At 33.7% G+C, this 24,065-nt stretch carries 20 protein-coding genes; 10 read left to right on the plus strand and 10 right to left on the minus strand.

Going from position 1 to position 24,065, the window contains the following annotated elements:
• Positions 1-5 precede the first annotated feature (5 nt).
• From LF845_RS03310 to gltX, 3 genes are all read right to left on the minus strand, one after another.
• Positions 6-248, minus strand: coding sequence for a hypothetical protein (locus LF845_RS03310; RefSeq protein WP_242819576.1), 243 nt, complete (start codon positions 246-248; stop codon positions 6-8).
• 111 nt (positions 249-359) lie between these two features.
• Entirely contained in the window at positions 360-1,679 is a 1,320-nt protein-coding gene (der, locus tag LF845_RS03315) for a ribosome biogenesis GTPase Der (RefSeq protein WP_242819577.1), read from the minus strand.
• A gap of 8 nt (positions 1,680-1,687) precedes the next feature.
• Positions 1,688-3,121: a glutamate--tRNA ligase gene (gene gltX, locus LF845_RS03320; RefSeq protein WP_423220569.1), complete on the minus strand. Its 1,434-nt coding sequence runs from the start codon at positions 3,119-3,121 to the stop codon at positions 1,688-1,690.
• Positions 3,122-3,180: 59 nt separating this feature from the next.
• Here gltX and LF845_RS03325 point away from each other — a divergent pair, with 59 nt between their 5' ends.
• The 4 genes from LF845_RS03325 to LF845_RS03340 are packed head-to-tail and all read left to right on the plus strand — an operon-like array spanning position 3,181 to position 8,429.
• Positions 3,181-4,491, plus strand: coding sequence for a diguanylate cyclase (locus LF845_RS03325; protein WP_242819579.1), 1,311 nt, complete (start codon positions 3,181-3,183; stop codon positions 4,489-4,491).
• A gap of 56 nt (positions 4,492-4,547) precedes the next feature.
• Positions 4,548-6,197 carry a sensor histidine kinase gene (locus LF845_RS03330; protein WP_242819580.1) on the plus strand — a complete coding sequence of 550 codons (1,650 nt, stop codon included), beginning with the start codon at positions 4,548-4,550 and terminating at the stop codon, positions 6,195-6,197.
• The gene (locus LF845_RS03335) at positions 6,197-7,540 is read left to right on the plus strand and encodes a sigma-54-dependent transcriptional regulator (RefSeq protein ID WP_242819581.1); all 1,344 of its coding nucleotides are present in this window, start codon (positions 6,197-6,199) and stop codon (positions 7,538-7,540) included. The genes LF845_RS03330 and LF845_RS03335 overlap by 1 nt, the downstream gene beginning before the upstream one ends.
• On the plus strand, positions 7,521-8,429 hold the full coding sequence (locus LF845_RS03340; protein ID WP_242819582.1) for an ABC transporter substrate binding protein: 909 nt from the start codon (positions 7,521-7,523) through the stop codon (positions 8,427-8,429). Before LF845_RS03335 ends, LF845_RS03340 begins: the two co-directional genes overlap by 20 nt.
• Positions 8,430-8,437: 8 nt before the next feature.
• On the opposite strand, the gene LF845_RS03345 is transcribed toward LF845_RS03340, so the two are convergent.
• From LF845_RS03345 to LF845_RS03360, 4 genes are read right to left on the minus strand one after another with little or no spacing between them, the layout of a single operon-like run.
• Positions 8,438-9,853, minus strand: a complete 1,416-nt coding sequence (locus tag LF845_RS03345) for a PAS domain S-box protein (protein ID WP_242819583.1) — start codon at positions 9,851-9,853, stop codon at positions 8,438-8,440.
• A gap of 4 nt (positions 9,854-9,857) precedes the next feature.
• Positions 9,858-10,886, minus strand: coding sequence for a selenide, water dikinase SelD (gene selD / locus LF845_RS03350; protein ID WP_242819584.1), 1,029 nt, complete (start codon positions 10,884-10,886; stop codon positions 9,858-9,860).
• Positions 10,883-11,464 carry a sulfurtransferase-like selenium metabolism protein YedF gene (yedF, locus tag LF845_RS03355; protein ID WP_242819585.1) on the minus strand — a complete coding sequence of 194 codons (582 nt, stop codon included), beginning with the start codon at positions 11,462-11,464 and terminating at the stop codon, positions 10,883-10,885. Before yedF ends, selD begins: the two co-directional genes overlap by 4 nt.
• 46 nt (positions 11,465-11,510) lie before the next feature.
• Complete coding sequence (locus tag LF845_RS03360) at positions 11,511-12,815, minus strand: aminotransferase class I/II-fold pyridoxal phosphate-dependent enzyme (protein ID WP_242819586.1); 1,305 nt, start codon at positions 12,813-12,815, stop codon at positions 11,511-11,513.
• Positions 12,816-12,937: 122 nt separating this feature from the next.
• On the opposite strand from LF845_RS03360, the gene LF845_RS03365 reads away from it, so the two are divergent.
• Entirely contained in the window at positions 12,938-13,447 is a 510-nt protein-coding gene (locus tag LF845_RS03365; protein ID WP_242819587.1) for a ferritin family protein, read from the plus strand.
• 13 nt (positions 13,448-13,460) lie between these two features.
• On the opposite strand, the gene lpxK is transcribed toward LF845_RS03365, so the two are convergent.
• From lpxK to LF845_RS03380, 3 genes are read right to left on the minus strand one after another with little or no spacing between them, the layout of a single operon-like run.
• The gene (gene lpxK / locus LF845_RS03370; RefSeq protein ID WP_242819588.1) at positions 13,461-14,375 is read right to left on the minus strand and encodes a tetraacyldisaccharide 4'-kinase; all 915 of its coding nucleotides are present in this window, start codon (positions 14,373-14,375) and stop codon (positions 13,461-13,463) included.
• A complete protein-coding gene (locus LF845_RS03375; protein WP_242819589.1) occupies positions 14,372-15,487 on the minus strand; it encodes an MFS transporter in 1,116 nt (371 codons plus the stop codon). Before LF845_RS03375 ends, lpxK begins: the two co-directional genes overlap by 4 nt.
• A gap of 39 nt (positions 15,488-15,526) precedes the next feature.
• Positions 15,527-16,657 (minus strand): pyridoxal phosphate-dependent aminotransferase, encoded by a 1,131-nt coding sequence (locus tag LF845_RS03380; protein WP_242819590.1) that lies wholly within the window; start codon positions 16,655-16,657, stop codon positions 15,527-15,529.
• Positions 16,658-16,789: 132 nt separating this feature from the next.
• On the opposite strand from LF845_RS03380, the gene ilvA reads away from it, so the two are divergent.
• The 5 genes from ilvA (at position 16,790) to gyrB (ending at position 24,062) form a co-directional block, all read left to right on the plus strand.
• Positions 16,790-17,989: a threonine ammonia-lyase gene (ilvA, locus tag LF845_RS03385; RefSeq protein ID WP_242819591.1), complete on the plus strand. Its 1,200-nt coding sequence runs from the start codon at positions 16,790-16,792 to the stop codon at positions 17,987-17,989.
• Positions 17,982-19,316 carry a chromosomal replication initiator protein DnaA gene (gene dnaA, locus LF845_RS03390; protein WP_242819592.1) on the plus strand — a complete coding sequence of 445 codons (1,335 nt, stop codon included), beginning with the start codon at positions 17,982-17,984 and terminating at the stop codon, positions 19,314-19,316. Before ilvA ends, dnaA begins: the two co-directional genes overlap by 8 nt.
• A 254-nt stretch (positions 19,317-19,570) precedes the next feature.
• Positions 19,571-20,677 carry a DNA polymerase III subunit beta gene (dnaN, locus tag LF845_RS03395; RefSeq protein WP_242819593.1) on the plus strand — a complete coding sequence of 369 codons (1,107 nt, stop codon included), beginning with the start codon at positions 19,571-19,573 and terminating at the stop codon, positions 20,675-20,677.
• Positions 20,677-21,678, plus strand: coding sequence for a DNA replication/repair protein RecF (gene recF / locus LF845_RS03400; RefSeq protein WP_242819594.1), 1,002 nt, complete (start codon positions 20,677-20,679; stop codon positions 21,676-21,678). Before dnaN ends, recF begins: the two co-directional genes overlap by 1 nt.
• Before the next feature lie 8 nt (positions 21,679-21,686).
• Entirely contained in the window at positions 21,687-24,062 is a 2,376-nt protein-coding gene (gene gyrB / locus LF845_RS03405; protein ID WP_242819595.1) for a DNA topoisomerase (ATP-hydrolyzing) subunit B, read from the plus strand.
• Positions 24,063-24,065: the final 3 nt, after the last annotated feature.

The following is a 24,065-nucleotide window of genomic DNA, read 5'->3' on the forward strand; positions in this document are numbered from 1 at the left end:
CTCCCTTAAAAAATTACTTTTGATATTATCTCTTTTAAACTATCTTCACCATCAAGTTTAACCTTCTTTTTGCCATCAACAACTGCCTCAGGTGGATTAATTATCCCATATTCCTCGGGTGCCTTTTCGCTGGAAAGATCTATTAATCTGACATCCACTTTGCTGCCAAACTTATATTTAATATCTTCAGCCACATCGGGTGTTTTTGTATCAACCCCGCTATTATAAAATATTTCGACTTTTACCATAAAGCCCTCCCGTTAATTTGTATCTTATTATACCAGATAACGGGAGATAGATTCAAGAAAACATAAACTGATTAACATAACCTATGAGAAAAAGAAAATAATAATGGGAGATTACTCCCCTCTATCCCCTTTTTGCCTGAAGTGAATTTGCAGCGGCACCCCGTCAAAGCCAAACTTTTGCCTAATTAAATTAAGTATAAATCTCTCATAAGAAAAGTGTACTGCTTCGGGATAATTTACAAACACAACAAATTCGGGTGGTCTTATCCCCACTTGCGTCATATAGAAAAATTTAAGGCGCTTATTTTTTACCACAGGGGGTTGATGAAGCTGCTGTGCAAGTTGAAGGACTTCATTTAGCTTAGATGTTTGAACTCTTTTTGAGTATTCTTCATAAACAATTTCAACACTTTTAAATATCCTGTAAACGTTTTTCCCTGTCTGGGCAGAAACAAAGACTATTTGAGGGTTATATAAAAATTTAAGTTTGTCTTGGACATCCCTTCGTAATTGTCTTGAATATTCTCCTGGATTTTCCACTAAGTCCCATTTGTTGAAAACAAGGACAACAGGCCTGTTAGCTCTGTTAGCCTCGGCAATAACCTTTATATCCCGGTCTAAAATACCTTGAGTTGCGTCTATAACCGCAATACATATATCAGACTCTACAATGGTATCCATCCCTCTGAAGTATCCGTATTTTTCAATCTTATCTTTAAACATAACCGATTTTTTCCTGATACCTGCAGTATCTATCAGTGTATATTTAACATCATTAAACTCAAAATTTACATTTACAGAATCCCTCGTTGTCCCCGGCACTTCTGTCACAATAACCCTTTCCTCTTTAAGCCAAGCATTTAAAAGACTTGATTTTCCTACATTTGGTTTTCCAACTATTGCAAGCCTTATCCTATCATTGTCAACTATCCCCTCTTCAACATCAGGTATCAGAGAAGTTATCTCATCAAGCAATTCATCAATATTGCGTCCATGAGTAGCACTTATACAAAATATTTTATCAAATCCGAGCTTGTAAAAATCGGTAACAGCCATTTCAAGATCAGGATTATCCACTTTATTAAGCACAAGAATAGTTTTTTTCCCTTTCTTTCTAAGCATATCCGCTACGATTTCATCAAGAGGGTGAAGCCCTTCTTTGGCATCTGCCATTAGCAAACACAAGTCAACCTCATCCACTGCCGAATAAAATTGCTGCTGCATCTCTTTTTTTATAATATCATCTTTCAGGTCAAACCCTGCAGTGTCATAAAGCTTAAACTTTTTCAGACCCCACTCACATATATGCTCTAACCTGTCCCTTGTAACCCCTGGCATATCATCAGTTATTGCAATCCTCTTACCGGCAAATCGGTTAAAAAGAGTTGATTTTCCTACATTTGGTCTTCCTAAAATCCCTACTGTGAACATTTTACCTCTTATCTTTTAATTAATCCTAATATATATCTTATACGTTTTACCTGCTCAGACACCGGCAGAAGTGTCGCAATCTTATCCATATCAGGACCTGTCCTCTGTCCGGTAAGCCCGATACGCAATACCATAAATAGCGCTTTCCCTTTGGCACCAGTATCTTTTTGGATCTTTTTTGTAACCTCTTTGTACTTGTCAGCAGTCAAGTTACTTATCCCTTCTATTTCATTCAGATAAGATTGAAGTACAAGAGGTGATGTTTCTAAATTTAAAAGTTCCATTGATTCATCATCAGGGGAGGATTGTTCGAAGAATATTTTTATCTGCTCATCTACCTCTCTTAAAGTGGTTATTTTATCTTTAACGGAATAAACCACGTCCTTTAGCCACTCTTCATCAACACTATTAGTGTCTGCTACAGTTACAAAAGGTTTTGCAAGTTCAAACAATTCATCCCTGCTCTTTTCCCTTATATAAACCCCATTCATCCACTTAAGCTTATCAAAATCGAATACCGCTGCACTCTTTGATATCCTATTAAGGCTAAATGCATCTATAAGTTCTTCTTTGGTTAATATTTCTTTTTCTTCAGGGTGCGACCAACCCAAAAGTGCCAAATAGTTAAAAAATGCATCCGGCAAATAACCGTTCTCCCTAAACTGATTAACACTAGTATCTCCATGGCGTTTGCTCAACTTTGAGTGGTCAGGACCTAATATCATCGGGATATGTGCAAATTCAGGAATACTAAACCCAAGTGCTTTGTAAATTAATATCTGCTTTGGGGTATTATTCAAATGGTCATCCCCCCTTATAACATGGGTAATGTTCATAAGGGCGTCGTCAACAACAACTACAAAATTATAAACAGGCACGCCATCAGGCCTGACTATTATAAAGTCACCAAACATACTTGTAGGGAAATCAATTTCCCCTTTTAATATATCTTTTACTTTTACTTCACTCTCATCAACCTTAAACCTGACAGCCGCCTTCTCTCCACCTGCAATCCTTTGTCTTGCTTCCTCCAAAGAGATATTGCGACACTTACCACTATATATCGGATTTTTCCCTTCCTTTAAATTTTTCTCCCTTTCCTGCTCAAGCTCTTCTTTGGAGCAAAAACAGTAATAAGCAAAACCCTTTTCAAGAAGGTCATCTATATATTTTTTATAAATATCAACTCGCTCAGTCTGTTTGTAAGGAGCATAGTCACCCCCTTTGTTAGGGCCTTCATCCCAATTAAGACCAAGCCAGTTTAAATCCTCATATATAATATTTTCATTTTCAATACTTGAACGCTCAAGGTCTGTATCCTCAATTCTCAAAACAAACACACCTTTTCTGTTTTTTGAAAAAAGGTAATTAAAAAGAGCTGTCCTTACATTTCCCACATGGATATGCCCGGTAGGACTAGGGGCAAATCTAACTCTTACTATTGACATTTATCCTCCAAAGCAATTATAATAGCATACATTCAATATTATATGGAGTTGACTTGAAAAAGTATATCCTTATAGCAGACCCGTCAAAGCTGTCAAGGTTTCTTTTAGAAAGTCTATTGCAGGATAAATATGGGATACTCTCCGTGTCATCTTATTCTGAAGCTATAGATGTCCTAAAAGAGACGCTGCCTTCCCTTGCCATAGTTTCATACGAACTTAAAGACGGGCAAGGGGTTGAGCTTTGCAAATATATGAAAAACGACGATAAGTTAAAAAATGTTCCGGTTATCGTTCTAAGCTCAAATGAGGACGAAAAGACAAGGATTACCGTATATGAAGACGGAGCAATCGATTTTGTCCCTAAGAGCAAAATCAATGAAGAGTTTGCAAAATATATAGATGAGCTGATGGATTTGCTTTCTTTAATTGATGTTAGATCAGCCACGGCATTTGTGGTGGATGACAGTATAGTCCAATTAAAGTTTATTGAAAATATCCTAAAATCGGTAGGTGTTGATGTCACCCTTTTCACCGACCCAAAGGAGCTTATTGCTTCACTTGAAAATACCATTCCGGATGTTATTATATCAGACCTTTATATGGATGATATAGACGGCATAAAACTGACCAAATTTTTAAGAAAAAATAAAAAGCTTAAGCATGTCCCGATTATCATCCAAACCTCCTCAAGGGATGGCGGGATTTTAAGAACTTTGATGATTCATGGTGCTAATGATTATATCTTAAAGCCATACTCTGCTGAAGAGCTTTTACTAAAATTTACCACTGCATATAAATCAAAAAAATTATATGATGAGCTTGAAGAGACAAATCGCAAGCTCTTTACAAAAGCCACTATAGATGCATTGACCGGAATATATAACAGACGTTTCTTTATGGAGCAGTTTCAATTTATGCTTCTAAACGCAAAAAGATATGAGCAGGATTTAGGCTTTATTATTCTTGATATCGATAATTTCAAAAATATCAATGACACCTACGGGCACAGTTGCGGAGATGAAGTCCTTATCAACCTTGCAAAATGCCTTAAACTTACCTTGCGTCAAACAGATATCGTAGGCAGATTTGGCGGAGAAGAATTTGTCTGCCTGCTGCCAAATATTACAAAAAACGGCTTCTTTATGGTTTTGAAAAAGCTACTTAATAATATCAGAAACCTTGAAGTCACATTTGAGGATAAAACATTACAATTTACGGTAAGTGTTGGTGCCGTAAATTGCTTAAACTGTAATAATATCGATGACATAATCAAAAGTGCCGACTCTCTGTTGTATAAAGCAAAGACAACTGGCAAAGATAAAGCATTTCTTGAATTTGATGGAGACATTATAGAGTTAACTTAATAGTATTATTATACGTTCGTATTGAATAAAAATCGTTACTGTTGTAAGCTTTTATCATGAAAAATATATATCCATCATTTAAAACAAGGATAATCCTCTTTTATATAATTTTCGGGCTCATCCCTATGCTTCTGATTTCATATCACTCTTTTAATGCAGCTGCCAAATCTATTTTAGAAATTTCTCATAATCAAACTTCTCAACTTGTTAACAATATTGCTGCACAAACCGAGGATTTTTACAAAAATACTGTTTCCGATATTTATCAAATGTCAGAAAATCCGCTAGTTCAGCTTTCATTTTTGCAGTTTTCTTACGGTCAAAGAATGGATACAATTAGGGACAGGCTCATTTTATACCGGGCTAACTCAAACATATACAAAAGTATCTTTTTGTTTAACAAAAACAATACTCTCATACTTGCTATACCTGAAAATAGTAAAAATGAGCTGACAATAGGAAGTGGCAATATAGCGGAATCTCTAAATACCGACTTTTCAACATTTATAGACTCAGATAACATTTACCTTATGAAAAGGGTCTATGATTTTGAAGACTTATCCTCTCCTGTAGGGCTTCTTGTCTTTCAAATAGAAAAAAGAAAATTTTTTAGATTTATTGATAGACTTAAGCTTACCGATGAAGATGTAAAGCTTATACACTCAAATGGTGAATTAATTTATAAAAATAATGAAATTTCCTCTAGTCTCACCTATAAGCATTTTCAATCGAATGTCCCTTCATTAAATTGGACATACAGCGTTTATGTGCCTGAATCATTTTTGTTTAGCAAAATAAATACATTAAAAGAAAAAACTCTTCTCTTTGTTTTCACGGTAACATTGTTTGCACTTATTGCCGCTCTTTATTTTGCAGAGAAACTTATTACACCAATAAGAAAGGTCATTAAAGGGACTGCAGAATTTGCTAAAGGGAATTTTAAATATAGAATAGACATCAAAAGGGGGAGAGAAATCAAAATGCTTGCAGACTCATTTAACAAAATGGCTGAAGATATAGAAAAAAGGCAAGAAGAGTTAATACAGGTCAATAAGCTGGCATCTTTAGGACTTATGTCAGCAGGTATTGCTCACGAAATAAAAAATCCTCTTGCTGGGATAAAAACTACAGCTCAGCTCTTGTTAAAGAGAAATACAAATGACCCAAATAACGTGCTAATTCAATCTATTGTTGAGGAAACGGACAGATTGAATCGCACGCTAAAAAATATGCTTAATTTTGCGAAACCAACCTCTGCAAATATAGAAAAGATTAGCCTAAAGCAGAGTGTAGAGTATGCCATTAACCTTCTTAAAAAGGAGGTTGAAGGTAAGAATATAAAATTTAATGTTGAAGTGGAAGATGTTTACGTTGTTGTAGACAAAGATCAGATGACTCAAATATTTTTTAATTTAATTCTAAATGCTATTCAATCTATAGACAAAAAGATTGGTATGATAAATATATTTACGGAAACAAATACTTCTCTAATAAAAATTATTATTCAAGACAATGGAAAAGGGATAGATTCAGCTAATCTAAACAGAATATTTGATCCTTTCTTTTCACTTAACCCTGACGGCAGCGGGCTTGGACTTTCAGTAGTATATAACTTGCTGAAACAAAACAATATAGAGATAAAAATAGATTCAGAGCTTGGTGTAGGTACTAAAATCACTTTAACTTTTAATGGGGAAGCAAACTGATGAATAAAGTTTACGTGCTTGATGATGAAAAAGTATTGGCAAACTCGCTGAAAATTGCTCTTGAGGATTTTGGATTTAGCTCGTTTGCGTTTTATACAGCAGATGATTTTTTCAAAAAGGTTAACACAGAGGAGCCTGATATCGCCATCATTGACTTGAGGCTGCCAGATATGAATGGCCTTGACGTATTAAAAACCATTAAAAATATAAGCAAGGATATTGAAGTAATTATGATTACTGCCCACGGTGACATACATTCTGCAATAGCTGCTATCAAAGCAGGTGCTTACGACTTTATAAACAAGCCTTTTGAGCTTGATGAAATGCTTCATATTGTGGAGAAATGTATAGCAGAAAAAAAGAGTAAACAGGAGATTGAACATTTAAGAAATAAGACTTATAAAAGCTCCGATATCGGTAAATTAATCGGCATTTCACCCAAATTAAATGAGCTTTTAAAAACAGTAGAAATAGTAGCAAAACATGATTCTACTGTACTTATTACCGGAGAAAGTGGTGTGGGGAAGGAGCTGATTGCTAAGGCTCTTCATAATGAAAGTTTAAGAAAAAATGAAAAATTTATTGATATAAATTGCTCCAGTATGCCTGAACACCTTCTTGAAACAGAGCTTTTCGGCTATGAAAAGGGTGCTTTTACAGATGCTAAAAATAGAAAACCGGGTCTTATAGAGCTTGCTGACAAAGGTACACTTTTTCTTGATGAAATAGGTGATATGCCTCTTCAATTACAACCCAAGTTGCTAAGATTTTTAGAAAACAAAACATTTCGCAGAATTGGCGGAAAAGAAGAGATAAAGGTAGATGTAAGAATAGTAGCTGCTACCAATAGAGACTTAAAACAACTGGTTGAAGAGGGAAAATTCAGAAGCGATTTTTATTATCGACTAAATATAATCCCTATTGAAGTCCCCCCTTTGCGTGAAAGGATTTCTGACATCCCTTTGCTTGCTGACTACTTTTTAAAAAATTACTCAAAAAAATTTGGTAAAAATTTGGCTTTTGATGATGGAGTAGTGGAGATTTTCAAACATTATTCTTGGCCAGGTAATGTAAGGGAGCTAAAAAACATAATTGAAAGACTTGCACTGCTTGCTACTGAGAATTTTATAAGCTTAGATATGCTCCCTTCAGAAATGAAAGAGATTAAGGGGGAAACTTTAAACAATTTGGAATATAAGCTACTGCTTTATGAAAAGCAACTTATCGAGGGAGCTCTTGTGGAAGCAGATGGTGTCAAGCAAAAAGCCGCTGAAATATTAGGGATAAGCAGACATTCTCTTAAAAGAAGGTTAGCGAAAATCAATGAAATACTCGGCAATTAGTCTTTTATTTTACATACTTTTTGCCACTTCAGCATTTTGTCAAAATATAGTGATAATATCCTACAATATGGATGGTCTAATAGAAAAAGGTGTGAGGGATGAAATATTAGGCAGGTATCCAGATGCACGCTTTTACACATTTGCCTGTACTAAAAATATTGAAATATTAAGAAGCTATTATCCTTTTATACAAAAAATCAACCCGGATATGATTTTTGTCAACGGGAAAGAAGCCGTTAAGGATATTTATAATTCACATCTTTTTCATAAAGAAATAGTTTTTCATATAAAAGGTGACCCTGTAAGAGAGAATATTGTTGCAAGCAATGTTTTACCTGTAGCTCATTTAACTGGAGTTACTACTGAAATCTCCATCTTGGAGCATATTAAGGTATTATTGCAGATGAAAAAATTTAAAACTCTTGGTGTTTTAAAACAAAGTGTAGACAACGAATATCTCAGTAGTGTCACCGAAATAAAAAGGTTAAGCAAGTTTTTCAACTTTAATGTAAAAGAAGTTTCAGTAAAAGATATAACAAAAGGGAAGAATATTTTAAACGATGTTGACATAATTTATATACCTTACAGTCAAATACCCGGGATAGAAATAATCGATTATATTAACAAAAAAAAGATTCCTACGCTGTCGGAGAATGATTATTTTGTTCTCAAACACGGAGCATTGATGGCACTTGTAGTAGATGAATATAGGGCCGGGAGATTTGCAGGGCAAAAAGCTGTAAAAGTGTTAAGCGGTGCAAAAGCTTCAAATATACCAATAACTAAGATTGAACATTTTATGGTTGTTGTAAACCTTGATACTGCAAAAAAGATTAATTATCAAATACCTACTAAATTTTTAATAATTGCAGATAAGATTGTCAGATAATTTTTATCCTATTTCACGCAAGGCAAATACAATGCAAATTCCGCGCCTTCGTTAGGCTGAGATTTAACCTTTATAGTTCCGCCATGATGTTTTAAAATGGAATATGCTGACGTCAGTCCAAGACCTCGTTTTTGAGCAAGATTTGTTGTAAAAAACGGCTCAAATATTTTGTCTATTATACCTGGGTTGATACCTTTTCCATAATCCTTGATAACAATCTTAACATATCTCTTTTTTGGCAAGATATTTTTTACTTCAGTATAATCGGCATAATCAACCTTTACATCTATTTTGGCTTTACTATCCGATGATGCTTCAACTGCATTAAGTATTATCTCTTCGATTGCATTTCTTATCTGATTATCGTCAAATTCCAGCTCACATAAATTTTGCTGCATCACGTAACTAACATCAATGTTATATTTTCCCCTAAATTCTTGGAATATTTTTAATAAAAATATATCAAGATTATTAGTTTTTAAAAATGGAGATCCACCTTCAGAAAATGTAATCAGCTTAGAGGTTATAGACTTAGACTTATCAAGCACCTTCCATAACTTGTCTATATAATCTTTCACAACTTTATCCGTAGATAGAGCTTCAATAGCATCAAGATATCCATAAATAACAGTAAATACGTTATTAAAATTATGAGCAATTCCAGCTGCAAGTGTCCCTACTGTATTCAGCTTTTGCTCTGCCTGAATTATTTCTAAAAGTTTTGCTCTTTCAGACACATCATGAATTATAGAAAAAAGCAACGATCTATCGCCCAATGTTATAGGTGAACTGTACACCTCTACATCCTTTACCTTTCCATTTTTCAATCTATGCTTAAAGTTAAAGTAATTCCTTGCTTCGCTTTTAGCCCTTTGCATCTCACACTTAACCTGCTCATAAGATAAAATATTTATGTCCTGAATCTTCATACATTTTAATTCGTTTAGATTAAAACCATAAAACTGCTGCGCAGATTCGTTTGCATCTATTATCTCGCCTGTTTCAGGGTCTATTAACAGCATAATAGCCTTATGTAACCGAAACATATTCTCAAACTTCTCTTTCTCCCTATAAAGCTCGCTCTCATCAAAAATAGTTGCCAAAAAAACACCTTTATTATTGTATCTACCTTTAGTGAGACTAACCATTACAGGATATGTAGTGCCATCTTTTCTTCGTTGTAACGTATTGAAAATAACCCTTTCTTTTTCACCTTTTTTTAACGGGGCCATAATTAAGTCAAATTTTTCCTTGGTAAATTCGGGCTTAATATCTATTGGTGTTAGATTGAGAATTTCATTTTCTGAATACCCTATATTTTTAAGTGCTGCTTTATTCAGGTATAAAAACTTATACGTATCCTCTTCAAATACATATATTTCGTTAAGTGAATTCTCTAATATGACTGATACTAATTGTTCCATCTTCCTACTTAAAAAATATATATTTTTCAGCCCTATCTAAAACGAGGCCTGCAATAATCGATTCCTCATAACCAATTTCTTGTAACTCTTCAAGCATCTTTTTGGCATCATTAAAGCTTACACCTATTAAAAGTCCGCCCGAAGTTTGCGGGTCAAAAAACATTATCTCCCTATTTTCTTTATATAAGTATTCATATTCGTTAGCGATAAATTGTTTATTAAAATATGCCCCCGCAGGTATTATCCCCATTTCTGCAAATGATAAAGCTGAATCTAAAAATTTAAAATTTTCTGTATAGATTTCCACTGATTTATCAGAGCCTTTTGCCATTTCGTAAAGGTGTCCCGCAAATCCAAAACCGGTGACGTCCGTTACAGCTGAAACATCGTATTTATTTAATATTTCACATGCTTTCTGGTTTGACAAAAGCATAGTATCTGTCACTTGTATAATATCGTTATCCGAAGCAAGCTCACCTTTTATCGCTGTAGTCAAAATACCTATTCCAAGAGGCTTTGTATATATAAGAAGGTCACCCTCCCTCAATGAGCAATTTTTATAATACTTATTGTTTTCAGCATAACCCGTTACAGCAAATCCAAGCTTTATCTCACTGTCATCTACGGTATGTCCGCCTAAAAGGGTGCATTTTGCCTTATTCAGCTCTTCAACCGCCCCCTCCATCATCTCTGAAATTACCACTTCATCTATATCACAATTGTACATCAGTACTGAAAGGGCAGTGACCGGTTTACCGCCCATCGCATAAATATCGCTCAATGAGTTTATTGCTGCAATTCGGCCAAAAGTATATGGGTCATCAACCACAGGGGTAATAAAATCTACCGTTTGCACAAGGTAAAGGTCTTCCCTGATTTTGTACACACCGGCATCATCACTGGTCTCAAAGCCAACCAGTAAATTCTCATCCTTTTCAATCTTTAAATTCCCAAGCGCTTTAGTTAGGTCCTCCGGACCTATTTTAGCAGCTCAGCCGGCAGCTTTTACAAACTGTGTCAGCCTTCTTTTCATAATCTAATAACCTTGTCCGCCTCAAAAAGTCTTTTCATAACATTATAGCCATCTGTTATTTCACCAACTTGCAGCTTTTGAACAAGCTCAAAATGCTCAAGACAAGTCCCACAGCTTAATATCTCTACCCCTTCAAGCTTTTTCAATTCATCAATGGTATTTGCATTAAGTGTAGTCAAGTAAACACCTGAATTTACAAATATTATACTTGTAGGCAATACATCCATGTTCTTTATATTGGAAATGAAGCCGTCCATCAGCTTTTCGCCGAGATAACAATCTCCATTACCGATTGCATTACTTCCAACATATAAAACAATATTCTGTGACACTTTTTTTTCGGTATTATTGCTTGTCAACTCACAAGTATAACCCTTGGCAATAGTTATTTCAAAAATACCATCTTTCTCCAGCACTTCAGATGTCAAGCCTTGGCTTGCAGCAAATTTCAACACATTCTCTTTAGAAGTGAAACTATCCACAAGTACAGTGACAATACCTTCAGAAATTGACTCCAAAGCTTTTTTGGTCATAATAACCGGGGTAGGACAAGGTTTCCCTTTTGCATCTACAATCATGTTAAACCCTCTTTAAAAAAAAGGGGGGAATCCCCCTTTATAAAAACTATGCTAAGTCTTTACAACCTTTATAAATTATATCAAAAAGCTCTTGCACCTGTTCGACCTCTATACAAGAAAATGCTATTCTCAAGTCGGTCTTATTCACAGAAATAGTACCTACTCCATACTTATCGAGCAGATGCACCCTTAACTTTTCAGCGTCTACATTTTTCAGTTTTAAACACATAAAGTAGCCAGAGTTAAAAGGGTAGTAGGTAAACTCATCCGAATAATCGGTATTGTTTAAAACCTCTTTTACCTTCAAACCTCTTGCCTTCATTATTTCATACTTTTTCAGCTTGTCAGCATAAAAGTTAGGATGCTCCAAAGCCTTTAATACAAATGTTTGAGATGGATGAGGACAGTTTGAAATAGTCCCTCTGATAAGGCCTGCAACCTTTTTCTCAAGAGCAGACAAAAGATTTGCCTGTGGAGTGTTATTTGTAGAACCAAAAGTGATAAATCCTACTCTAAATCCCCATACATATTCTTCCTTGGTAGCACCGTCAAGCTTGACAGCGAGCAGATTATCACTTTGTCCTGCAAGATAACCGAAAATTGATTCTGTCATACTGTCTTCATAAAAAAGCCCAAAATAAGCATCATCAGTCACAACTACAAGCTTTGTCCCTGCATTTGCTATATCAATTAACCCTTTAGCAATCTTTTCCCCTTCATCTAATGTAGGCATATAGCCTGCTGGGTTATTTGGAAAGTTCAATATAATAACAATTTTATCTTTCAATGTGCTGCACTCCTTGACTTTTGCAAGCATTGCATCCACATCAAATTTTCCATCTTCAGTAAAAGTATTAAAAGTGCTTATTTCTGCCCCTCTTCTAACGGAAAATGTCAACCTGTAGTTCCCCCAAAACATATCAGGCATAACCACGTAATCTCCGCTGTCCAAAAATAAATCTGCAACAATACTAAGTCCGTGAGTTAATGCATTTGTTACTATTGGCGTGCTTATATATTTACCCTGCATAGAGGGGTTTTCTTTTAACATTTTCTCCTTCCACTTTGCTCGAAGCTCAGGCTTTCCCGTAGCCGGTGCATATGGAAAAAGATCTTTAGGATCGTATGTCTTAAGTCCTTCATAAATACAATCAAGATACATCGGTTTTCCGTTTTCTGTAGCAGTACCTATTGTGGCATTAAACTTATGGGCTTTCTCTTTAGCCTCTGCAGACTGAGTCAAAATCCCTTTTGGCATAAATAAATTCTTACCAAGCTCGGAAAGCATTTCATATACTTTTGGATTTTCCTTTTTAATAAGCTCATTGAGCTCCAAAGCGATTGGGTTCATAACAACCTCCTAAAGTGTTAAGTTCTCATTTATTTAGTTTATTAACAATTTTATTTCAATATGTATTGTAAATTTCTAAAAAAAAGTTATAATTGATAACAATTCAAAATAAGGGGGATACTATGGCTGAAAGATTACTGGAAGCATTAAAACTTGCTTATGAAGCAGAAAAAGAAGGATTAAGGAGCTATTTAAAATACGCTAAGCAGACCAAAGTAGGCGTTGGAAAGGATATGTTTATTCAGCTGGCGGCTGATGAAATTGATCACATGGAACTTATCGAAAATTTTAAAGATAAAATTTTAGCCGGACAGCCGATTGAATCAGTTGAAGTCCCTAAGGGGAGACTTTCCAAATTTATGCCTAATGTCAACGATGCAAGCTTACAGCCTGTAGACAAAGGTGAGTTAGGTGATGAAGAAGCTTTGAAGATTGCCCTTGAGCATGAGAAAAAAGCTATGGAATTTTACAAGAAGGAATCAGCAAATACGACAGATCCTAAAGTAAAAGAATTTTTTGAAAAATTGGCAGATGTCGAATCCAAACACTATAATATCATTGAAGCAGAATTAAACTTTATAAAAAAAGACGGATTCTGGTTTGATACAAAGGAATTTTCATTAGAAATGTAAAACAAGGCGGCCATCAGGGCCGCTTTTTTTTATATGTATTTTCAATAGCCTCAAAAAATTTCTTTTTATCGTTTAACACAATCTCTATCTTAGCATAGTAAAACTGTTCTTTTAAATTATCCGGTATTTTTACATAATCTTTTTCGGTAGTAATAATATATTTTACATCTTTTTCTTTTGCGCTTTCAAGTATGCTAAGCAATTCTTTTTCTGTGTAAACATGATGGTCTCGAAAAGAGAATGTATTTTCTATATCTGCACCTACACTTTTTAGCATATGAAAGAAGTGCTTGTTTTTTGCAATACCACTAAATGTCAATACCTTCTCACCATTTATATGTTTTAGAGGTATTTCTTCACTTTTACTGACGATAGAAGTAAATCTGTAGTCAGAGAAAAATATCGGTTTCCCCTTAACATACCCCTTGACCTTTTCAGGAATCGTTTTGCCACCATTTGTTTTAGTAAAAACAATTATGTCTGCCCTTTTGATAGAAGATGGAAACTCCCTCAAATATCCAAAAGGGAATATAAGCCCCGTTGAGACAGAATTTTGATAGTCTAAAAGTAAAATGTCTACATCCCTTTGCATTTTTCTATGCTGATAACCGTCATCAAGGATAAATGTATTGCAAGCAAACTTTTCTTTAGCCAGAATATACCCTTTATTCCTGTCTTTCCCCGTTATAATCACAGCATTTTTTAGATTTTTAGCAATGAGATATGGCTCGTCAGCTGCCATTGGAGGGGTAAAATAAAACCTATTGCCGTCTGAAATAATATTTGTATCATATTTAAGCTTACCTTTATAACCTCTTGATAATACACAAACCCGTTCCCCTTTCTCAAGAAAATATTTTCCAATCAAGATTACAAAAGGGGTTTTCCCTGTGCCTCCAAGTGATATATTCCCGATTGAAATTATCATAAATTTTCATACCTCTTGATAAATTGGACAGCAAGTAGGGATGTAAAACTTAAAAATGCCCCTGCTATAAAAGGTATTTTATAATTAATAAGCCAAAGCATTCCGCCTAACACAGGTAAAACTACTGCTGCAATATGATTAATAGTGAAGCCGACCGCCATACTTGATGCAATGTCTTTTTCTTCGGCTATTTTCTGAAAAAACGTTTTTATAGCCATAGAAAAGTTAAAAAATACGTGATCAAGTATATACACAAAGGCAGCTACATATTTATTTGGAGTGAATGCATAAGTCAAAAATATGAATATAAGACTGAAATATTCAAGGGAAAGGACTTTCCTCTCTCCAAACGTGTTAACCGCTTTGCCTATTAAAGGGCTTATGAGAAAGTTAATAAAGTTATTAACAAAAAATAGTAACGCTACGCTCTGTATTGAAAACTCAAATTTTTTTACCAACAAAAAAACCGAAAATGCTGTAAATATCTGTCTTCTCGCACCGGCCAAAAATGTCAGCAAGTAAAAGAGCCAATACTTTTTTCTTAAAATCATTTTCTTTGTTTGGACAGGTTTACTCTTATCCGTGGGGTCCATAAAAAATGTAACAAATGCAATAAACATGACAAAGCTGCCTAAAATCATATAAGATGTTTTATAATCAAAATATTTTGTCAAAAAATACACCACAATACCTGTCAATATACTTGTAACGGCAGCTATCGACCTTAATCGACCAAAGACAAGAGGTGATTTAGATTTTTCAAAATACTGCAATGTCAAAGATTGATTAACCGTTTCATAATAGTGAAAACCAAATGACATAATAAGGGTTGTAAAAACAATCCCCAAAAAACTCGGGAAGAAACCTGTTAAGAAGATGCCTACTCCTAATGTAAAAATTGATAAAACGGCAAGCCTATCCTCCCTTATTAAAATTAAAATATAAACTACCAAAAGGGCTAAAAAACCAGGTATCTCCCTAATAGATTGGGTAAAGCCCATATTGAAGCCATCAAAGTTTGCCTTTTCCACTGCAAAATTATTAAAAAGCGTCATCCACCCCTGCAAACCGGTAAATGATGCAATAGTCAACAGCATAAGCATTATAAACATTTTTTTTTCAGAAGTGCTCAATTTAAAATTCCTTATAATTTATTTTTTGCTTTTCAAATAACTCTTAATTCTTTCAATACCTTCTTTCATATGATCTATATTCCTTGTATAAGCAAATCTTAAATATTTATGAGTATTATATTTCCCGAAATCTACCCCTGGAGTAACGGCTACCTGAATATTTTCAAGCAGCTCCTTTGCAAACTCAAATGAATTATCCGTGTATTTAGAAACATCCACCCAAATATAAAATGCACCTTCCGGGACAACATCAACCTTAAAAATCTCCGATAACTCTTTGTATAAAAAATCTCTCCTTTCTTTGAACATGTCGCGACATCTTTCTAAGTGTTCGTAATCAAACGCATAGAGCCCTATTTGCTGACTCACACTACTTGCGGATATAAACAGATTTTGCATCAATATTTCAGCCTTTCTGACCAAATTATCGGGCATAATCATCCACCCAAGCCTAATACCCGGCATACAAAAATATTTTGAGAAACCATTAATCACAATGACATTATCTGAAAATTCAAGGGCAGAAGAAACCCTTTCGCCAGTATAAGTAAGCCCATGATAAATTTCATCGGAAATAAAATTAATCCCCTTGTTGTCACAATATTCCACAAGCTCTTTTAATGCCTGGTTTCCATAAATATTTCCGATAGGGTTTGAAGGGGAAGATATCTGCACTGTTTTTATATCTTTAAGCTCTTTGATATGCTCTACCCTCATCTCATAGTTGGTTGAGGAATCTACCGGTATAAACTCAGGCACTATATCTAACATGTATGAAAAGTTTTTGTAACATGGGTATGACGGGTCACTGAGTGCAATCTTTTCACCGCTATTCAAAGTAATGGCATAAGCTATCAAAAACGCCCCTGAAGTCCCTGGAGTAACTAAAATCCTATTTATTGGAATATCAAGATTGTAATACTTCTTGTAAAATTCTGCTATCTTTTCTCTTAAAGGAGCAATACCAAGACTCTCCGTGTAAGGGAAAGAAAGAGAGTTTGATATTTCCATTAGAGCGCTCTTCACTTTTTCTGTTGGCGGCAAGTCAGGTTGGCCTACTTCAAAATGAATTACGTTTTCAAGCTCTGTTGTCCTTTTTATAATATCCATAACAATAAATGGGGACACATTTGATAATCTGTCATTCATGATAACCTCTCAGAATTTGTTATTCGTAGATTATTTATATTTTCAAATAATTCAATCATAAAAAAACAGTTGATTACCTGAAATTTTTTGTTATTCTAAATTTTCTTCCATATAAACTACTAGAGGATAAAATTGAAAGAAGAAATCAAAAATGCAAAAAAACTTATAGCAAAATATATAAAACAGCTGCCTCTTTACTATTCAAACTATTTTTCTGAAATATTTGAAGGTGATATTTATTTTAAACTTGAAAATCTTCAAAGAACAGGCTCTTTTAAAATTAGAGGTGCATTAAGCTCAATAATTAACAATATGGATAAATGCAAAAACGGTGTTGTTGCCGCATCAGCGGGTAATCATGCTCAAGGCGTTGCATTTGGCTCAAGCCTTTTTGGAATTAAAGCTACTATTGTTATGCCAAAGCAAACCCCTCTTGTGAAAGTGGAAAATACAAAAAGTTATGGCGCAGAAGTCATATTACACGGAAACAATTATGACGAAGCTTATTCTTATGCTCTAAATTTATCAAAACAAAAACATTTTTACTTTATCCACCCTTTTAATGATATGGATGTTATAGCAGGCCAAGGGACAATAGGTCTTGAAATATTGGATGAAGATATTGATATAGATCAAATTATTATACCTATCGGAGGCGGTGGATTAATTGCCGGTATAGCTTCTTATGTAAAAGAGGTAAGGCCTGACATAAAGATAATTGGTGTTCAATCTGAAAATGCAGCAGGGATGTATTACTCTTTTTTAAGGAAGAGCTTGGTTACCCTTTCAAGCTCAGCAACTATTGCTGAGGGGATTGCTGTAAAAAAAGTAGGCGATTTGACATATGGAATTTGCAGTAAGTATGTGGATGAAATAGTTACTGTTAGTGAGAATGAAATAGCCTTTGCTATTTTGCAATATATAGAAAAATCAAAACTTGTTGTGGAAGGCGCAGGTGCGGTACCGCTTGCTGCTGTCCTTGCCAACAAAATTGATGTAAAAGGGAAAACGAGTGCACTTGTTGTATCAGGTGGAAACATTGACGTTAATCTAATCTCAAGGGTTATTAACAAAGGGCTTGTCACAACTGGGCGTTTTGCACAAATATCAATAATATTAAAGGACACTCCAGGCTCATTGTCTGCAGCAACAGATATTATTGCAAAATGTGGCGCAAATGTGTTAGACATTAAACATTACAGATTTGATATAAATCTGCCTGTTAATTTTACCAAGGTTGTCTTTGATATTGAAACGAAGGGAAGAGAACATATTCAGGAAATCCTCAATGAACTTTATAGGCATGGTTATGAGGCGATGGTAAATGGCTGAAAATAGAATTTGGGAAGAAGTATTAAAATATGCCGGTAAACATTTAAGTGACCAAATTGTTGAAACATGGCTTAAACCATTATCAATAAAAGAATTAAGGGGTGATCTTGTAACAATAATTGCTCCTAACAAATTCTATAAAAATTGGGTTGAGGACAAATATCTTAACGTCTTAAAAAAAATTTTTACCGAAGAGTTAACAATAGATGCGGATATTGCTATAGAAATATCCGACCATAAAGTTGAAAATGTTGAAAAAAACGTCCCTGTATATGTAAATAAAGATATCAATATACCAAAATTTACTACCAATCTAAACAAACAATATAATTTTGAAAACTTTGTAGTTGGCAGTTCAAATCAGTTTGCATTCTCAGCTGCGTCTGCAGTGGCTGAAGGGTATTTTCATACGTACAATCCCCTTTTTATATATGGTGGTGTAGGGCTTGGAAAGACACACATAATGCACGCAATAGGAAATAAGCTGATCAAGTCATTTCCAAAACTTAAGATACTTTACATTAGTAGCGAGAGTTTCACCAACGAAATGATATATTCATTAAAGTCTAAATCTATGGACAGCTTTAGGGAAAAGTATCGAAATATCGATGTATTACTGTTTGACGATGTCCAATTTTTAGCAGGTAAAACAAGAAGCACGGAAGAATTTTTTTACACTTTCAATACACTTTATGATGAACAAAAACAGATAGTCATCACAAGTGACAAGACTCCTGATGAAATACCTGAAATGGAAGAAAGACTCACCAGCAGATTTGCATGGGGTTTGATTGCTGATATTCAGCCCCCAAATGTTGAAGAAAAAACTGCTATTTTATTAAAGCGTGCTGAGATAATGGGTATAAATTTATCCGATGAAATTGCGTTATTTTTAGCAGAAAATCTAAAAGGGGATAATGTAAGAGAGCTGATAGGTGCTTTAATAAGGCTTAGTGCTTATGCTTCCTTTAACAGCGAACCTCTTAGTATAGATTTTGCTAAAAAATGTTTAGACAGATTTTTAATTAAAAAGGATAAGCCTGTAAATCCTGAATCGGTTCTTGATGCTGTATGTAGCTATTTTAATGTTAAGATTTCCGAATTAAAGTCCAAAAAGAGAACAAAAAGTATTTCACTACCAAGACAAATTGCAATGTACATCTTAAGAGATAAGTTAAATATCTCATTGCAAGAGGTTGGTGAGCTTCTTGGTGGCAGAGATCATTCTACTGTTCTTCATTCAATATCACAAATCGAATCAAAAATGAAAAAAGATCAAGAACTAAAAACAATTATAACAAATATCAACAAACTTATTTATAAATAATTTTTAACCAATAATATCAATAATTTATTTTTCAGACTTTTGTTTGTAAAATGTTGATTATTTAAAGTATAATTTTTTCTCCCTTATTTTGTTATAAAATGTTGTTAAAAAAAACAAGTTTTACACATAGATATTTATTTGAAACTCATTATAAAATATTGAAAAATTCACTTGTCAACATTATAAACATACTCTATTATTACTACTGTTATCTTTTTATAAAAGAATACTAATAATCTCCAACGGAGGAAATGATGAAACTTAAAATTGTAAAAGACGAACTTCAAAATGTACTCAACCATGCAATAAACTTTACAAGTACTAAAAACATAAATTCTATTTTACAAAATATTCTTCTAGAAGCAGAAGGTGACAAACTAACTATAAAAGCATCTAACATTCATACAGCCTACACAGCAGAAATAGATGCTGTTATAGAAAACACAGGTATAACAACGGTCCCTTGCAAAAAGCTGCTTGATATAGTTAAGGAGTTACCAAACTCTGCAGTCATAGATATCAGTTTTGATGGACATAAACTTAAAATCAAAAGTGGTAAATCCTCATTTAATTTATCAACGTTAAATCCAGAATTATTTCCAACTATAGGTGAAATTGTTCCTGAATATTTTATTGAAATACCAAGCGAAAAATTACAGGCAATATTAAAAAAAGTATATTTTTGTATATCTAATGATACTTCAAAAATAGAATACAGTGGTTGCCACTTCAAAGCGTATGGCAATAAATTAGAAGCTGCAGCTGCAGATTATCAGAGAATAGCAATAGCACATACAGAATTTGAAGAAGAATTCTCCGACGAATTTTTAATAAATATACCAAAAAGGACAATAATTGAAGTAATTAAAATTATCGATGGTAATGAAACTGTTACAATAGAAACAGATAAGAAACAGATAGTTTTTAAAATTGGGAAAACACAAATTTATTCTAAGTTGATAGAAAAATATATTAAAAGTATTGCTTCACTTTTTAATGCCGAATATCCTACAACAGCTAAGCTTCCAAAAAATGAATTTATAGACGTTCTAAAGAGAGTCTCCTCAATTACAAGTGAAATAACTCATGGTGTAGTTTTATCTTTCAGTAATGGTAAATTGTCAGTATACAGCCTTGAAACAGAATACGGTTTAGGTCATGATTTTATTGAAAATCTTGAATTTTCAGGTGAAGATTTAGACATCATCTTCAACTCAAAGCAATTAATAGAAATTTTAAGTGCTGTAGATACAGATTTTGTCGAACTAAAAATGAATGGCAGAAAAAGTCCTGCACTTATTGTACCACAAGATAATTGGTATAAGTATTTAGTAGTACCTCTTACGATTGAACAATTTTAATGTTAATTAAGAAACTAAGATTAGTTAACTTTAGAAATCATAAAGATAATATTTTTACGTTTGACAAAATTAATTATGTTTCTGGCAATAACGGTACAGGTAAAACAAGTCTTGCCGAAGCAATTTCAGTTATTCTCACATTGAAGAGCTTTAGACAACATAACTTTAGAAAAATTATATCATTTAACTCAGATTTTTTTTATTTAAATGCCAAATTAATCGATGAGGAAAATAATATTATCGATACAAAGTTAAAATACGGTAAAAAAAAAGAGCTTTATCTTAATGACAATAAAGAAGCTTTTGATAATTATATAAAAGACAAACTTTTATTTACTTATTCACCTGAGAATGAAGGTATCCTTTCAAAAAATCAAAAAGATAGACGAAGCTTTATTGATAGAGTTGTTTTTTATAAAAATTTTTATTTTTTAAGTATATTAAAAAAATACAATAAACTGCTTGAGATAAAAAAGAATATTCTCGAATCAGATAAAATTGATAAAGAGTATTTAGATATAGTAAATGAAGAGCTTTTGTCTTTGAGTTTAAATATTACTGATTTTAGGGTAAAAGAAGTTAAATTTTTAAATAAAAAATTATCTCAAGAATTTAAGAATGTCTTTAAAAATGAGACGTTTGAAATTTTGATAAAACAAAACATTCCCGATAAAAATATTTTTAAAAAAGAATTATTTGCCGGTAAAATATTATCCGGCTGCCATCTTGATAAAATATACTTTTCCTTAAACGGTAAAATATATGAGGATTTCGCCTCTTTTGGCCAACGAAAGACTTTTTCCCTTATTACCCTTGCATCTATTTTATTATCTATTGAAGATTTTGGAAAAAGTGGTATAATCCTAGTTTTAGATGACTTTGAGGTTGGTCTTGATAGTGAAAGAATTGGTGTATTTAAATCTATTTTTGAAAAATATCAGTTAATAATTACCGGCGTTGAAAATAGGTACTTTAAAAATGCAAATAATATAACTTTATAGGGAGATATATGACTGAAAATAGAAAAGATTATAATGAAGAAAGTATTAAGGTTTTGGAAGGTCTTGAACCTGTTAGACAAAGACCCGGTATGTATATCGGTTCAGTTGACCAGAGAGGGCTTCATCATCTTGTATATGAGGTCGTTGATAATTCAATAGATGAAGCTTCTGCAGGGTATTGTGACGAAATTAAAGTTATTTTGCATATTGATGGCAGTGTAACTATTGAGGATAATGGTAGGGGGATTCCTGTTGGTGAGCATCCTGTTGCCAAAAAGCCTACTGTTGAGGTGGTTATGACTACCCTTCATGCAGGGGGTAAATTTAATTCAGGTGCTTATTATGCCTCAGGAGGACTTCATGGTGTAGGAGTAAGCGTTGTTAATGCGCTTTCGGAATATCTTGAAGTCACTGTAAAAAGGGATGGAGGAGTTTATTTTCAGAGATACGAAAGAGGTGTGCCTGTTGAGGAGTTTAAAAAGATTGGTACTACAAGCAAGACAGGTACAAAAGTAACTTTTAAGCCTGACCCTGAAATATTTGAAACTACAGAATTTTCTTTTGAGATACTTTCTAAGAGAATGAGGGAGCTCGCCTTTTTAAATAGTGGGATAAGGATATCTATTGCGGATGAATCTCAAGGGAAGAAGAATGAATACTTTGCAGAAGGCGGTATAATAAGTTACTTAAAGTATTTAAATAGAGCAAAGGCACTTTTAATTGAAGAGCCTATATATATAAACGGCACTCATGAGAATATTATGGTAGAAATAGTTTTTACTTATAATGATACCTATAACGAAAATATTTATTCATTTGTAAATAATATTCATACTGTTGAAGGTGGTACTCATGAGGCGGGTTTTAAGGCTTCTTACACAAAGATATTTAACTCTTTTATAAATAGGCATGGCTTATTGAAAGAAAAGATAAATTTAACTGGTGATGATTTAAGAGAGGGGTTATCTGTAATAATATCGGTTAGAATGAATGAGCCCGTTTTTGAAGGACAGACGAAAGGTAAGCTTGGTTCTTCTCAAGCACGGGTAGCTGTAGAAACTATAATGAACAGTAATTTGCCAGATTTTCTTGAAGAAAACCCACATATTGTAAAAAAGATTTTGGATAAAGCTGTTCAGGCATATCGCGCAAGAGAAGCTGCGAGAAAAGCTAAAGAGATAACAAGGAGAAAGAGTGCTCTTGAGGTTTCAACTTTGCCTGGAAAACTTGCGGATTGTCAGGAAAAAGACCCTTCAAAGTCTGAGTTATTTATTGTTGAGGGTGATTCAGCGGGTGGCTCAGCAAAACAATGTAGGGACAGAAGATTTCAGGCAATTTTGCCACTGAAAGGTAAGATACTGAATGTTGAAAAGGCAAGATTTGATAAATTATTATCAAATAATGAGATAAAAAATATTATTACTGCTCTTGGAACAGGAATTGGAAAAGATGATTTTAATATTGAAAAGTTAAGATATCATAAGATTATTATTATGACAGATGCTGATGTGGATGGTGCTCATATTTCGACACTTCTTATGACCTTTTTCTTTAGATATATGAGAGAGATAATAGAGAGAGGATATTTATATGTCGCAAGGCCTCCTCTTTACAAAGTTAAGAAAGGTAAATCAGAAAGATATATCAATGACGAGCATGAAATGCAGGATTTTCTTCTTGAGTTAGGACTTGATGGTGTAGAGATAAAAAATCTGTCACAGCATAGGTATAATGAAGTTTTTAAAAATCTTATGAAGTTTTTTGAACTTATTGATGTTTTTTCTAAAAGGGATATGCCAAAGGATATTTTGTATGAGCTTTCTTTGTATGAAGATTTAAAGCCACAATCCCTTAACGATAGAGTGTTTGTTGAAAATATGTTTAATATTTTGAGAGATAAGGGGCTTTTAGATGTTTATAAAAAGGCTTATATAGATTTTAACCCTGAATATGGAAGATATAATATTATTCTTGAGCATGATAAGGGGATGTTTATTATAAATACTGACTTTATTGGAAGTCCTGAGTTTAAGGAGTTGCAGAGGCTGTCTAAATTTGCAAAAGAGATTGGCATAGACAATATAAAAGTTACCATAGATAACGAAGATATTGTTTTTGAAAAGCTCCAGGATTTAGTAAGTTATATTGAGAATAGAGCTAAAAAAGGTTTGAATATACAAAGATATAAGGGTCTTGGTGAGATGAATCCTGAACAGTTATGGGAAACGACTGTGGACCCTGAAAGAAGGACTTTGTATAGAATCACTATAAATGATGCTGAAGAAGCGGATGAACTTTTTTCTCTACTTATGGGGGATGTGGTTGCACCCAGAAGGGAATTTATCGAAACCAATGCATTAAATGCTAAGAATATAGATATTTAATAG

The organism is Deferrivibrio essentukiensis (assembly GCF_020480685.1).
GTDB lineage: Bacteria > Chrysiogenota > Deferribacteres > Deferribacterales > Deferrivibrionaceae > Deferrivibrio > Deferrivibrio essentukiensis.

Excerpts from the sequence above, each read along its gene's own strand:
- LF845_RS03310 (WP_242819576.1), bottom strand. The coding sequence starts at position 248 with ATGGTAAAAGTCGAAATATTTTATAATAGCGGGGTTGATACAAAAACA.
- der (WP_242819577.1), bottom strand. The coding sequence starts at position 1,679 with ATGTTCACAGTAGGGATTTTAGGAAGACCAAATGTAGGAAAATCAACT.
- LF845_RS03330 (WP_242819580.1), top strand. The coding sequence starts at position 4,548 with ATGAAAAATATATATCCATCATTTAAAACAAGGATAATCCTCTTTTAT.
- LF845_RS03335 (WP_242819581.1), top strand. The coding sequence starts at position 6,197 with ATGAATAAAGTTTACGTGCTTGATGATGAAAAAGTATTGGCAAACTCG.
- LF845_RS03340 (WP_242819582.1), top strand. The coding sequence starts at position 7,521 with ATGAAATACTCGGCAATTAGTCTTTTATTTTACATACTTTTTGCCACT.
- LF845_RS03345 (WP_242819583.1), bottom strand. The coding sequence starts at position 9,853 with ATGGAACAATTAGTATCAGTCATATTAGAGAATTCACTTAACGAAATA.
- yedF (WP_242819585.1), bottom strand. The coding sequence starts at position 11,464 with ATGATTGTAGATGCAAAAGGGAAACCTTGTCCTACCCCGGTTATTATG.
- LF845_RS03360 (WP_242819586.1), bottom strand. The coding sequence starts at position 12,815 with ATGAACCCAATCGCTTTGGAGCTCAATGAGCTTATTAAAAAGGAAAAT.
- LF845_RS03365 (WP_242819587.1), top strand. The coding sequence starts at position 12,938 with ATGGCTGAAAGATTACTGGAAGCATTAAAACTTGCTTATGAAGCAGAA.
- lpxK (WP_242819588.1), bottom strand. The coding sequence starts at position 14,375 with ATGATAATTTCAATCGGGAATATATCACTTGGAGGCACAGGGAAAACC.
- LF845_RS03375 (WP_242819589.1), bottom strand. The coding sequence starts at position 15,487 with ATGTTTATAATGCTTATGCTGTTGACTATTGCATCATTTACCGGTTTG.
- LF845_RS03380 (WP_242819590.1), bottom strand. The coding sequence starts at position 16,657 with ATGAATGACAGATTATCAAATGTGTCCCCATTTATTGTTATGGATATT.
- dnaA (WP_242819592.1), top strand. The coding sequence starts at position 17,982 with ATGGCTGAAAATAGAATTTGGGAAGAAGTATTAAAATATGCCGGTAAA.
- dnaN (WP_242819593.1), top strand. The coding sequence starts at position 19,571 with ATGAAACTTAAAATTGTAAAAGACGAACTTCAAAATGTACTCAACCAT.
- recF (WP_242819594.1), top strand. The coding sequence starts at position 20,677 with ATGTTAATTAAGAAACTAAGATTAGTTAACTTTAGAAATCATAAAGAT.
- gyrB (WP_242819595.1), top strand. The coding sequence starts at position 21,687 with ATGACTGAAAATAGAAAAGATTATAATGAAGAAAGTATTAAGGTTTTG.